The 12,608-nt window shown below is 55.7% G+C and carries 11 protein-coding genes; all 11 read left to right on the top strand.

The annotated features are described in order from the left end of the window. Positions 1-225: 225 nt before the first annotated feature. A complete protein-coding gene (locus tag ABWQ00_RS14900) occupies positions 226-852 on the top strand; it encodes an ANTAR domain-containing response regulator (RefSeq protein ID WP_353239446.1) in 627 nt (208 codons plus the stop codon). A gap of 269 nt (positions 853-1,121) precedes the next feature. Next, a complete protein-coding gene (locus ABWQ00_RS14895; protein ID WP_353239445.1) occupies positions 1,122-2,366 on the top strand; it encodes a CmpA/NrtA family ABC transporter substrate-binding protein in 1,245 nt (414 codons plus the stop codon). Between the two features lie 11 nt (positions 2,367-2,377). After that, the gene (ntrB, locus tag ABWQ00_RS14890) at positions 2,378-3,286 is read left to right on the top strand and encodes a nitrate ABC transporter permease (protein ID WP_353239444.1); all 909 of its coding nucleotides are present in this window, start codon (positions 2,378-2,380) and stop codon (positions 3,284-3,286) included. Then, positions 3,283-4,089 carry an ABC transporter ATP-binding protein gene (locus tag ABWQ00_RS14885; RefSeq protein ID WP_353239443.1) on the top strand — a complete coding sequence of 269 codons (807 nt, stop codon included), beginning with the start codon at positions 3,283-3,285 and terminating at the stop codon, positions 4,087-4,089. Before ntrB ends, ABWQ00_RS14885 begins: the two co-directional genes overlap by 4 nt. Positions 4,090-4,099: 10 nt before the next feature. Next, positions 4,100-6,568, top strand: a complete 2,469-nt coding sequence (nirB, locus tag ABWQ00_RS14880) for a nitrite reductase large subunit NirB (RefSeq protein WP_353239442.1) — start codon at positions 4,100-4,102, stop codon at positions 6,566-6,568. An 18-nt stretch (positions 6,569-6,586) separates the two neighbouring features. After that, positions 6,587-6,973: a nitrite reductase small subunit NirD gene (nirD, locus tag ABWQ00_RS14875; protein WP_353239441.1), complete on the top strand. Its 387-nt coding sequence runs from the start codon at positions 6,587-6,589 to the stop codon at positions 6,971-6,973. Positions 6,974-6,983: 10 nt separating this feature from the next. Continuing rightward, complete coding sequence (locus ABWQ00_RS14870; protein ID WP_353239440.1) at positions 6,984-9,830, top strand: nitrate reductase; 2,847 nt, start codon at positions 6,984-6,986, stop codon at positions 9,828-9,830. 59 nt (positions 9,831-9,889) lie between these two features. Next, the gene (gene ybiB / locus ABWQ00_RS14865; RefSeq protein WP_353239439.1) at positions 9,890-10,789 is read left to right on the top strand and encodes a DNA-binding protein YbiB; all 900 of its coding nucleotides are present in this window, start codon (positions 9,890-9,892) and stop codon (positions 10,787-10,789) included. After that, the gene (gene cobA / locus ABWQ00_RS14860) at positions 10,786-11,568 is read left to right on the top strand and encodes a uroporphyrinogen-III C-methyltransferase (protein WP_353239438.1); all 783 of its coding nucleotides are present in this window, start codon (positions 10,786-10,788) and stop codon (positions 11,566-11,568) included. The genes ybiB and cobA overlap by 4 nt, the downstream gene beginning before the upstream one ends. Beyond that, a complete protein-coding gene (locus ABWQ00_RS14855) occupies positions 11,565-11,957 on the top strand; it encodes a sirohydrochlorin chelatase (protein ID WP_353239437.1) in 393 nt (130 codons plus the stop codon). Before cobA ends, ABWQ00_RS14855 begins: the two co-directional genes overlap by 4 nt. A 350-nt stretch (positions 11,958-12,307) precedes the next feature. Beyond that, the coding region (locus tag ABWQ00_RS14850) for a plasmid partitioning protein RepB C-terminal domain-containing protein (RefSeq protein WP_353239436.1) at positions 12,308-12,608 on the top strand (301 nt) is incomplete at its 3' end.

Below are 12,608 nucleotides of genomic sequence, written 5' to 3'. Positions count from 1 at the left end.
AAATTTGGATGCAAATTCCCATCAAAGTGGCTCAGTTTTCAAAGCCAAACAACACACTGACCGACTCTAGCAATCCTGAATTTTTCATCTTTTCGTAATTCATTTTCAACGTCACTTCTACCGTCAACTTTGACTAATAAATTTTCAGCAAGAGCCGTGCCGTCGGATCAGGCTTAGGAAAAACAGCTTGTGATGCATCGGCATGTTTATTGCATCGAAAGATGCATGGTTGAAGCTTTAAGAATTGTTGTAATAATTTCTGATCCAGCTTTAGTGTCAGACGGGGATGAGCAGGCACAGGCAACTGAAGAAAGATCGCGTCTTCTGCGTATTGGCCTGCTCGAAGCGGGCTACAACCTAGTGGCCACCTTACCCGCAGATGTATTTTTGACTGAGCGGTTGGCCCAGTTACAAGCCGACATGGTGATCGTTGACGCTGAAAGCGACGCCCGCGATGCGCTGGAACATGTAGTCATGGCCACACGCGACGAGAGACGTCCCATCGTGATGTTCACCAATGACAGTGACACACGGCCTATTAACGAAGCTGTGGCTGCAGGCGTGACAGCCTATATCGTTGCTGGTCTGGCACCGGAGCGCATACACCCGATCCTGACGGTAGCGCTAGCCCGGTTCAAGCACGAGCAGGCCTTACTGGCAGAACTTGACAGCGCCCGGTCGGAACTGAGCGATAGGAAGCTCATTGACCGCGCAAAGGGCTTGTTGATGCAACGTCAAGGTCTGAACGAACAAGAAGCCTATGCCCGTATGCGTAAAACGGCGATGAACAAAGGTGTGAAGCTGGCCGAAATCGCACAACAAATGATCGAAATGGCTGAGTTGCTTGGATGATGTTCACACCAGATTGGTGCACACCAATGCTCCCCAACGGTGCCCAAACCAAATAATCATTCGAATTCAGGGCACGTAACCCAATAAAACCCTGGCACGCGGCTTGCAATGATTGAAACAAGACCGATGAAGGTCAAACGTGAACTCACCCAATGGCGGGTGAACTCACACCGGACAAAGGCGTCCCCATGCGTTCGCGCCCTGCACACCAGGCGCCAACGACATGAGGACGCCTTTTTTGTTTTCAAAACCTCACCAAGAGTTTCGCCATGATCGACATTCTGAAAACCAGTTTTAACCGCCGCACCGTCTTACAGGCCGCAGCCGTAGGCGCAGCAGGCGTTTCGCCCGCACTGCGGTCGGTGGTCCACGCCGCTGGCTCAGATGCGCCAGAGAAGAAAGAGGTCAAGATCGGCTTCATACCACTGACCGATTGCGCCAGCGTCGTCATGGCATCAGTCTTAGGGCTGGATGTCAAACATGGTGTGAAGTTCGTGCTGAGCAAGGAAGCGAGCTGGGCCGGTGTGCGCGACAAGATGGTCAATGGTGAGCTCGACTTTGCTCATGTGCTCTACGGTCTTGTGTATGGCGTGCATTTAGGTTTGTCGGGTCCGAAAAAGGACATGGCAGTTCTGATGACCCTGAACCACAACGGTCAGGCAATCACACTGTCCAAGAAAGTGGCTGACAAGGGCGCGGCTGATGGCGCGGGCCTGGCCAAACTGATGGCCAGTGACAAACGTGAATACACCTTCGCACAGACCTTTCCCACCGGTACGCACGCCATGTGGCTTTACTACTGGCTGGCGACTTATGGCATCAACCCTATGAAAGACGCCAAAGTCATTACCGTTCCGCCTCCGCAAATGGTGGCCAACATGCGCGTGGGCAATATGGACGGCTTTTGCGTGGGCGAGCCATGGAACCATCGCGCCATCATGGACGGAATTGGGGTCACAGCTGCAACGACTCAAGAAATTTGGAAGGATCACCCAGAAAAAGTGCTGGGTACCACCGCCGAATTCGTCAAGAAATTCCCCAACACAGCGCGTGCAGTTACGGCAGCCATCATCGAAGCAGGCCAGTGGATAGATGCCAGCCTGCAAAACAAGCTCAAGATGGCAGAAACCGTGGCTGACAAGTCGTATGTGAACACGGGCGTGGACGCAATCAACCAGCGCATTTTGGGTCGGTACCAAAACGGCATGGGCAAGACCTGGGACGATCGGGATCACATGAAGTTCTACAACGAAGGTACGGTGAACTTCCCCTACCTGTCTGACGGCATGTGGTTCATGACCCAGCACAAACGTTGGGGCTTGCTTAAAGATCACCCCGATTACTTGGGTGTGGCCAAACAAATTAACCAAATCGCTCTGTATAAAGAAGCGGCGACAGCCGCCAAGGCGTCTGTTCCCAAAAGTGACATGCGCAGTCACAAATTGATCGATGGCGTGGTCTGGGACGGTAAAGATCCCAAGAAGTACGCAGACGGCTTCAAAATCAAGGCGTGAAGGAAAACTGTATGGTCAGCGCCGTTTTCCATTCACCCACTGGCAGCCAGACTGCCCCCGTAAAGCGAGTCCCTCCGACTACCGCAGAACTTGCAGCAGCCACAGCCAAGGCTGCCACGCAAATGCAACGTTCACGCAAATGGAACAACTTTTGGATGGCGGTAATGCCACCGTTCATGGGCCTGGGCCTTTTGATTGGCATTTGGGCATTGGTGTCCATCACAACCAAGGGCAGCATTCCCAGCCCTTATGAAACGGGTGTGCAAGCCATCGACATCTTCAGCGACCCCTTTTACCGAAAAGGTCCTAACGACCAGGGAGTGGGATGGAACGTTCTGATGTCGCTCGAACGGGTGGCTGTGGGATTTGGCTTGGCTGCAATTGTTGGTATCCCAGCGGGCTTTGTCATCGGACGCTTTACCTTTCTCTCGCGCATGTTCAACCCGCTCATCAGCTTACTGCGCCCGGTGTCCCCACTGGCCTGGTTACCCATTGGCTTGCTGGTGTTCAAAGGTGCTAACCCGGCGGCCATCTGGACTATTTTCATCTGCTCTATCTGGCCAATGATCATCAACACCGCCGTGGGCGTTCAGCGAGTGCCGCAGGATTACTTGAATGTAGCGCGGGTACTGAATCTGTCTGAATGGAAGATTGCCACCAAGATCCTCTTTCCTGCTGTTTTGCCCTACATGCTGACCGGCGTCCGCTTAGCTGTGGGCACAGCCTGGCTGGTGATCGTGGCTGCCGAAATGCTCACGGGCGGCGTAGGTATTGGCTTTTGGGTCTGGGACGAATGGAACAACCTGAACGTAAAAAACATCATCATCGCCATCTTTGTCATCGGTTTGGTGGGTTTGATCTTGGAATTGGCGTTGATCCGTATCGCCACAGCCTTCACATTTGAGGATGTCAAATCATGAACCATGACAGCAAATACATCCAGATTCAAGGCGTTGAGCAGACCTTCAAAACCAACAAAGGATTATTTCCGGCGTTGCGGGATATCGACCTGGATATCGCCAAGGGCGAGTTCGTAGCCCTGATTGGCCATTCCGGTTGCGGCAAATCCACCTTGCTCAACTTGATCGCTGGTCTGACTACCCCCACTGCCGGAGTCCTGCTTTGCGCCAACCGCGAAATTGCAGGCCCAGGCCCAGAGCGCGCAGTGGTGTTTCAAAACCATTCACTGTTGCCGTGGCTCACTTGCTTTGACAACGTTCACCTGGGCATCGAGCGTGTATTTGGGAAGACCGAGACCAAGGCCAAACTCAAGGCGCGCACCGATGCAGCTTTGGACATGGTGGGCCTGACCCCGGCTGCACAAAAACGCCCAGGCGAAATCTCAGGCGGTATGAAGCAGCGAGTGGGCATTGCCCGCGCGCTGGCCTTGGAGCCCAAAGTGCTGCTGATGGACGAGCCCTTTGGAGCGCTAGATGCCCTGACTCGCGCCAAGCTTCAAGACGAACTTCTGGAGATTGTGGCCCGCACCCAAAGCACGGTGGTCATGGTTACACACGATGTGGACGAAGCCGTACTGCTGTCCGACAAGATCGTGATGATGACCAATGGACCCGCTGCCACGATTGGAGAGGTATTGCGCGTGGACTTGCCCCGTCCGCGCCAGCGTGTTGAATTGGCCGAAAGCACCGAATACCAGCGCTACCGTAAGGCAGTGATCGATTTCCTGTACACACGCCAGGCGCATGTGGAAAAGACCGCTTAAGGACAACACCATGGACATGCGCGTTAACAACAAAGAAAAAATGAAATTGGTCATGGTCGGCAACGGCATGGCCGGAGTCCGGGCTATCGAGGAACTGCTCAAGCTGGCTCCTGATCTGTACGACATCACCGTGTTCGGTGCCGAACCGCACCCCAACTACAACCGCATCTTGCTGTCGCCCGTACTAGCAGGTGAGCAAACACTGGATGAAATCGTACTCAATGATTGGGCTTGGTACACCGACAACGGCATCAAGCTGCACGCGGGCTGGAAAGTGACCGAAATAGACCGGGTCCAGCGAACCGTGAGCGCAGAAAACGAGCAAGGCGAAAAGCTCACCGTTGCCTACGATCGCTTGGTGATGGCTACTGGCTCCAACCCTTTTATCTTGCCCTTACCAGGCAAAGATCTACAAGGCGTTTTGGCTTACCGAGATATCGCTGATACACAGGCGATGATTGACGCAGCCACGCAATATAGGCATGCCGTAGTGATTGGCGGCGGCCTGCTGGGCCTGGAAGCGGCCAATGGCCTGATGAAGCGTGGTATGCAGGTGACCGTGGTGCATGCGAGCGAATGGCTGATGGAACGCCAACTCGACAAGGTGGCCGCGCAAATGCTGCAAGCCTCACTTGAAGCGCGCGGTATGCAGTTCCGCATGAGCGCACAAACGGCTGCTCTGGTCGGTAACGACAGCGGCCGCGTAAGCCAAGTTGAATTCAAAGACGGCACGCAACTTAACGCCGATTTAGTGGTCATGGCCGTAGGCATTCGCCCTAACACGGCACTGGCCGAAAAGATGGGGTTGCATGTGAACCGCGGCATCGTGGTGAGCGATACCCTGCAAACCGTGACAGACCCACGGATCTGGGCCGTCGGCGAATGCGCGGCGCACCGTGGCGTTGCATACGGCCTAGTAGCCCCTCTGTTTGAACAAGGCAAAGTGTTGGCGAATCACCTGGCCGAGTTCGGCATTGGCCGCTATACAGGCTCTTTGACCTCCACCAAGCTCAAAGTCACAGGCATCGATTTGTTCAGCGCGGGCGACTTCATGGGGGGCGACGGGTTTGAAGAGATCGTGATGAGTGACCCTGCAGGCGGCGTATACAAAAAATTGGTGCTCAAGGGTGACCAACTGGTGGGGGCATGTCTTTACGGGGACACTGTCGACGGTAGCTGGTATTTCAAGCTACTGCGTGATGGACGCAGCGTGGCCGATATCCGTGACAAGCTGATGTTTGGTGAGTCCAATATCGGTGATGTCGGTCATCAGGGCCAAAGCAAAGCCGCTGCCATGGCCGACACTGACGAAGTCTGCGGCTGCAATGGCGTAACCAAAGGCGCGATCTGCAAAGCCATCAAGGACAAGGGCCTTTTTACACTGGACGAAGTTCGTAAACAAACCAAGGCCAGTGCAAGTTGCGGCTCGTGTACCGGACTTGTTGAGCAAATTTTGATGTTCACTGCTGGCGGTGACTATTCGGCAACGCCCAAGCTCAAGCCCATGTGCGGCTGCACTGAGCATGGTCATCAGGCAGTGCGTGACACCATCCGTGAACAAAAATTGCTCACCGTGGGCAGCGTTTTCAAACACATGAACTGGCGAACTCCAAACGGCTGCGCCAGTTGCCGTCCAGCAGTCAACTATTACTTGATCAGTACTTGGCCGAAAGAGGCGCAAGATGATCCACAAAGCCGTTTCATCAATGAACGCAGCCATGCCAACATTCAGAAAGACGGCACCTACAGTGTGATCCCGCGCATGTGGGCGGGTGAGACCACCGCTGCCGAACTGAGGCGAATAGCCGATGTTGTAGACAAATACCAAATCCCTACCGTCAAGGTTACAGGTGGTCAGCGCATCGACTTACTGGGCGTCAAAAAAGAAGATCTGGTAGATGTATGGAAAGACATCGGAATGCCTTGCGGTCACGCTTACGCCAAAGCCCTGCGAACGGTGAAGACATGTGTAGGCAGTGAGTGGTGCCGTATGGGTACACAAGACAGCACCCAGATGGGCAAGGACCTCGAAAAAGCCATGTGGCGCATGTACGCGCCGCACAAGGTCAAGTTCGCCGTATCGGGTTGCCCACGCAACTGTGCCGAAGCAGGCATCAAAGACGTTGGCATCATCGGTGTCGACAGCGGATGGGAAATGTACGTAGGCGGAAATGGCGGCATCAAAACTGAGGTAGCGCACTTTTTTACCAAGCTCAAGACTGCCGAAGAAGTGCTGGAGTACACCGGTGCCTTCATGCAGTTGTACCGCGAAGAAGGCTGGTACCTGGAGCGCACGGTGCATTACATCAACCGCGTGGGCCTTGACTACGTGAAGAAAAAAATTCTTGAAGATGAAGCCTTACGTAAAGCCTTATGGGCCAAATTGCAAGCTGCTCTTGAAGGAGAGCCAGACCCCTGGTTTGACTTACAAGAGGCCAAGGTGGACACCCGCCAATTCGAACCACTCACGACAGCCTGACACTAGACAAGGAAACCCATGACTGCATGGAAAGAAATTTGCCGGGTGGAAGACATCCCGGTGCTGGGCTCGCGCCGCGTAGCGCGTGACCAAGGCATCGACGTGGCCGTGTTCCGCAATGATGCCGACGATGTGTTCGCCCTGCTCGATCGCTGTCCGCACAAAGGCGGCCCCTTGTCGCAAGGCATTGTGTTTGGAACCAGCGTGGCCTGCCCGCTGCACAACTGGACGATTGGCCTGTGTGACGGACAAGCGCAAGCGCCCGACGAAGGCTGCACGCCTCGCTTTGAAGTGAAGGTTGATAACGGCGTTGTATTCCTAAACACCGACGAATTACTCGCCCACGCAATTGACCTGACACGGCCGGTTGCAGGCCCTGTTTTACGCAAAACAACCTCAGCCTGATTTCTCGATCATGATCCCTATCACCCGAGAAACCAAATCAACCTGCCCTTATTGCGGCGTGGGCTGTGGTGTAGTGATCGAATCTCGTGGCGCGCAGATAACTGGTGTACGGGGTGACACAGAGCACCCGGCAAACTTCGGACGTTTGTGCACCAAAGGTCAGTCGCTGCATTTGACAGCGGCATCGCAGGTCACAACGCAAACCCGACTTCTCACTCCCCAATGGCGGTCGTCGCGTGGCCAAGATCCGCAAGCGCTGGGCTGGGACGCGGCCATGGACATGGCCAGCCAGCGCCTCGCCGCCATCGTACAAAGCCATGGACCCGACGCTCTGGGCTTTTACATCTCAGGTCAGCTCCTTACCGAAGACTATTATGTTTTCAACAAGCTGGCCAAGGGCCTCTTAGGCACCAACAACATCGACAGCAACTCGCGCCTGTGTATGAGCAGCGCAGTTGCGGGTTACAAGATGACTTTAGGTGCCGACGCTCCACCCGCTTGCTACGAGGACATTGCTCATGCGCAGTGCCTTTTCATCGCGGGCAGCAATGCGGCCTGGGCACACCCGATTTTGTTTCGCCGTATCGAAGACGCCAAACGCGCCAACCCTGCGCTCAAGATGGTCGTGATTGACCCACGCCGCACCGATACAGCCGACATGGCTGACTTGCATCTGGCCATTCAACCCGGCACCGATGTGATGCTCTTTCATGGTCTGCTGCACATCATGCTGGCCCAAGGCTGGACGCAAACCGCCTACATTGCTGCCCACACAAGTGGCTTTGAAGCTTTGCAAGCTCTGGTGGCCGACCATACGCCTGAGCACGTGGCACAGATTTGTGGTGTTCTTGAGGCTGATCTTTACACCGCAGCTCGCTGGTTTGCCGGTGTACAAGAGGGCGGTACTGAGCGCAGCCCGACCCTCAGCCTTTATTGCCAGGGCCTGAACCAGTCGAGCAACGGCACGGCCAAAAATGCCGCTTTGATCAACTTGCACCTGGCTACCCAACAAATCGGTCGCCCTGGTGCAGGACCGTTGTCGTTGACGGGTCAGCCCAATGCCATGGGCGGGCGGGAAGTCGGCGGCATGGCTAACTTGATGTCGGCGCATCGCGATTTGGCGAACCCACAGCACCGCGCTGAAGTTGCTTCTCTTTGGGGAGTGGCCGATTTACCCGCTAAAGCAGGCCTGACGGCCGTAGAAATGTTCGAGGCTGCAGCCGACGGCCAAATCAAGGCATTGTGGATCGCGTGCACTAATCCCGCCCAGTCCATGCCTGACCAAAAAACAGTTCGCCGCGCCCTGCAACGCGCCGAGTTTGTGGTGGTGCAAGAAGCTTTTGCCACAGCAGCCACCTGTGATTACGCTGATCTGCTCTTGCCGGCGACCACTTGGGGCGAAAAAGAAGGCACTGTTACCAATAGCGAGCGCCGCATCACACGCGTACGCGCCGCCGTAGCAGCACCGGGCGAGGCACGCGCCGACTGGGTTATTGCAGCAGACTTGGGTAAGCGACTGGCCAAGGTGTTGGGCCGCCCCCAAGACGCCCATCTGTTGGACTACCCCACACCCGAGGCGGTTTGGAATGAACACCGCGAAAGTACCCGTGGCCGCGACTTAGACATCACGGGTTTGAGCTACAACTGGCTTGAATCCCAAGGTCCCGCTCAATGGCCGCTGCCCGAGGGGGCCAAATCAGGGCTAGAACGCCTTTACGCCGATGGTCATTTCCCGACATCCGATGGCCGCGCTCGCTTTGCAGCCGTAGCTTGGCAGCCAGTATTTGAAGAACGTGTGTCGCAGTTTCCGTTTTCTTTGACCACTGGCCGCTTGCGCGACCAGTGGCACGGTATGACCCGCACGGGCACTGCTGGCCGTCTGTATGCCCACAGTCCGGAGCCATGCGTGCAGGTGAATCCGCAAGACGCCAAGCGCATGGGCTGGTCAGATGACGAACTGGTTCAGGTGCGTAGTAAGCGCGGCGCACTGGTGTTACCGGTGCAGGTCAGCGCACAGGTTGCACCCATGCAGTCCTTCATCGCCATGCATTGGGGCTCCGAGGTGCTGAGTGGACGCGATGCAAATGGCGAGGCTGGTTTTGGCGTGAACGTACTGACTACCTCTAGTTACTGCCCAACGTCCAAACAACCCGAACTCAAACATGCTGCAGTACAGATCATCCGTGCTGACCTGTCGGCTGACGCCACATGGCAGTTGATGGGCATGGCTTGGCTACCATCCGACCAGGTGTGGACGGTACGCCAAAACTTGCAAAAGTTGATGCCACATTTTGACTTCGCTTACTTGGTGCCATTCACTGATGCATCGGCTGCACTGGCCGATCAGGCCCCACGCACGGGTTTGCTGTTACGTGCAGCCAGCCGAGCACCTGCCGACAACCTCTTGCTGCAAACAGTAGCTGAAGCCCTGAACCTGAACGACACAAATACCCTTCATTACAAAGATGCAGTCCGAGTTCAGCGTCGATCGGTACGTTTGACGACAGCTGATGCAAACGGTTTGCGCAGCCTGCAAGGCTTTTTAATTGCTGGTGACAGCCGCTCGGCTCGCTGGCTCAGGACCTTGCTCCAAGAGTCCACACCTCTCAACTGGTCAGCTCGCCAGTGGTTGGTTGCCTCAGATTCGCCTATGGGCGGGTCCGCACCAGTTAGCCGTCAGGTTTGCAGTTGCCTGAATGTGCGTGAGGACGCGATTTCCGTTTGCTTACAAAGCCTGAGTGGTAGCGAAGACGAGCGAGTGGCAGGACTGCAAAGCCAATTGCACTGCGGCACACAATGCGGATCCTGCGTGCCCGAATTGCGTCAGATTACAAGACGAGTGGTGGCTCTGGTTTGAACTTGAGCTGACAAACCTATTGACTAATCAGCTAACTGTATTTCTTAACAATTGCGATCATGGGAATCAGTCAATACATCAAGGACATAGGACGCGGTAAGGACGGCGCACGATCGATCGGGCGCTCACAAGCCGCAGACCTCATGGGACAGATCATTGACCAGCAGGTCAGCGACCTTGAACTTGGAGCGTTTTGCATCGCCATGCGCATCAAGGGTGAAACCCCCGAGGAAATGGCTGGATTTCTGGATGCCGTTCACGGTCGTCTGAACAAAGTAGACACTCGTCAAACTCGTAGCGTGGTGCTGCCGAGCTACAACGGTGCACGCAAGCTGCCGGTGCTCACACCTCTCTTAGCATTACTTTTGGCTCGCGAGGGTGTGGCCGTGGTCGTGCACGGCGAGGCCACCGAGGACAAGCGCGTGAGCAGCCAAGCTGTATTCGCGCACCTCGGTGTGAATGCGGTAGAGCATGTGGGTCAGGCAAAGGCCGCACAAGTGCAGTTCATTCCCACACGCGTCCTGCTCCCAGGACTGGACCGTTTGCTGGCTGTGCGCCGCGCAGTAGGCCTGCGTAACTCAGGTCACAGCTTAGTGAAACTGATGAATCCTTGCGATGGTCATGCACTTGTGGTCAGCAGCTACACCCACCCCGAATATTTATTGTCTATGTCAGCAACCTTTGCCTTGACCGGCCAGCACGCCCTGCTACTACGCGGCACCGAAGGGGAGCCCGTGGCCGATGCCCGACGCACACCGGCCATGGACGTTTTTAAAGACGGTCAGATACGGCGAGTTCAAGAACATAAAGAAGGCTCGCTGGTACAAGTGCCCGAGTTACCCACGACCGACGCTGCCGCTACCGCTCGCTACATCGAGCATGTGCTGCAAGGCCTACTGCCCGTGCCCGAGGCAATTGCTCTTCAAGTCCAACACATTCTGCTAGAGGTGAACCCATGAAGACTCCCATCAAAGGTCGCTGCACTCTGGTCGGTGCAGGCCCAGGCGACCCCGAACTGCTGACCCTCAAAGCGGTCAAGGCAATTGCCAGTGCCACTTTGCTGCTGGTAGACGATCTGGTGAACGACGCTGTACTTGAGCATGCGTCGCCAAACGCTCGTATCGTGCATGTAGGTAAACGTGGCGGCTGCAAGAGTACCCCGCAGGCATTCATTGACAAACTAATGATCACCGCGGTACTTGAAGGAGAACATGTCGTGCGCCTGAAGGGAGGAGACCCCTTCATCTTTGGCCGGGGTGGGGAAGAGGTCGAGAACTTGCGCCAAGTAGGTATTGATGCAGACGTTGTTAATGGCATCACTTCGGGTCAAGCTGCTATGACAGGCTTGGGCGTGTCCTTGACACACCGCGACCATGCTCAAGGTGTGCTTTTTATGACTGGTCACGCTCAACCTGGCGCCCAGGGGCCGGATTGGCCCAGCGTAGCGCAGTTATGCCACCAGCAGCGCATCACTTTGTTGATTTATATGGGCACCAGCCGCTCTGCTCAAATTCAAGCAAGTTTACTTCAAGGCTTGCCTGCGCAAACGTCGGTAGCGGTGGTACAAAACGCCAGTCGCCATGACCAACGCCATGCTGTGACCACCTTGGATGCTTTGCACGACACTTTGCATGCCGAAGGACTCAGCAGCCCTTGCATCATCGCTGTAGGCGATGTTTTGACTGCTTTGCGTGCATTAAAAGAGAATTCGCCCATCCCAATGAGATGCGCTGCATGAACGACTCACGCCCCCCCGCTTTGCTTTTGTTCGCCCACGGCTCGCGCGACCCCGCTTGGCGGGAACCGCTTGACAAGGTATGCCAGCGCATTTCGGACCAACATCCCGGCTACTGTAAGCTGGCGTTTTTGGAATTCATGGAGCCAGAATTGTCCGATGCGCTAAACGCATTGGCCCAAGCGGGCGAACAGTCTATTGTTGTTGTGCCCATGTTCTGGGCTAGCGGAAAACACATCAAAACCGATTTGACCGAGGCCGTCGATCGTTTCTCCCTAGCGCATCCAAAGATAACGGTCATAGTGGCAACGGCGCTGGGAGAAGCGACAGCAGTTCAGGTCGCCCTTGCCGACTACGCCTTATCTTGCGCGGCAATGACCTCCAAACTTTGACACAAATAAAATTTTAGTGGCCGGTTTTGGCCTTCAGTAGACAGCTTAGGCATGTGATCCGACGTCTGCTATCGCTGCACGCGGGTCGACCAGGATGGCTAAGGCGGCTGTAGGCTGATTGCTGAAGTTCACCAGTGACAGCTTTGCGGACTTTTAGTCCTGGGCGGCGAGTCCAAGGGCAATATCGTCGCGCGTCTTGCTAGGCCGGAGGCAGGCCCCCCGACTTGAACGACCAGTAGCCACGGAACTTACTTGCTGCGCCTTACCGCAACTGGAGAATTAACCCTTCGCGCTACCTAGGGCTTATGGCGCGCTCCAAGATGTCCAGCCTTCCTTGACGCGATTTCGCAATGTCTTCCAGTCCTCATTCGGCTGTGCCGCTGGCCGACATCGAAGTGCTGCGCAAACGCGGCTACAGCGCCGAGATCATCATTCAGAAGACGGGCCTATCGCCCAAGTACGTCAAAGACATCGTGTTCCTGCTCGACCAGGGGGAGGAGCGCCTGATCGAGGGCGTGCAACGCGGCACTATCCCGCTGACCACGGCACTGGAAATCGCCCGCGCCAACGAAAACGCCACCGAAGGCGACGGTCAAGCCAACCTGGGCGACCTGCTGCAAGAGGCCTACGAAAACGGCCAGCTCAAGGGCC

Source organism: Limnohabitans sp., assembly GCF_040400975.1.
Taxonomy (GTDB): domain Bacteria; phylum Pseudomonadota; class Gammaproteobacteria; order Burkholderiales; family Burkholderiaceae_C; genus Limnohabitans_A.
The sequence above is the reverse complement of the archived record's forward strand: the minus strand, read 5'-3'. Positions and strand labels throughout refer to the sequence as shown.

Coding starts and splice junctions, on each gene's coding strand:
- ABWQ00_RS14870 (WP_353239440.1), top strand. CDS start 6,984: ATGATCCCTATCACCCGAGAAACCAAATCAACCTGCCCTTATTGCGGC.
- cobA (WP_353239438.1), top strand. CDS start 10,786: ATGAAGACTCCCATCAAAGGTCGCTGCACTCTGGTCGGTGCAGGCCCA.
- nirD (WP_353239441.1), top strand. CDS start 6,587: ATGACTGCATGGAAAGAAATTTGCCGGGTGGAAGACATCCCGGTGCTG.
- ABWQ00_RS14895 (WP_353239445.1), top strand. CDS start 1,122: ATGATCGACATTCTGAAAACCAGTTTTAACCGCCGCACCGTCTTACAG.
- ybiB (WP_353239439.1), top strand. CDS start 9,890: ATGGGAATCAGTCAATACATCAAGGACATAGGACGCGGTAAGGACGGC.
- ABWQ00_RS14855 (WP_353239437.1), top strand. CDS start 11,565: ATGAACGACTCACGCCCCCCCGCTTTGCTTTTGTTCGCCCACGGCTCG.
- ABWQ00_RS14900 (WP_353239446.1), top strand. CDS start 226: ATGGTTGAAGCTTTAAGAATTGTTGTAATAATTTCTGATCCAGCTTTA.
- ntrB (WP_353239444.1), top strand. CDS start 2,378: ATGGTCAGCGCCGTTTTCCATTCACCCACTGGCAGCCAGACTGCCCCC.
- nirB (WP_353239442.1), top strand. CDS start 4,100: ATGGACATGCGCGTTAACAACAAAGAAAAAATGAAATTGGTCATGGTC.
- ABWQ00_RS14885 (WP_353239443.1), top strand. CDS start 3,283: ATGAACCATGACAGCAAATACATCCAGATTCAAGGCGTTGAGCAGACC.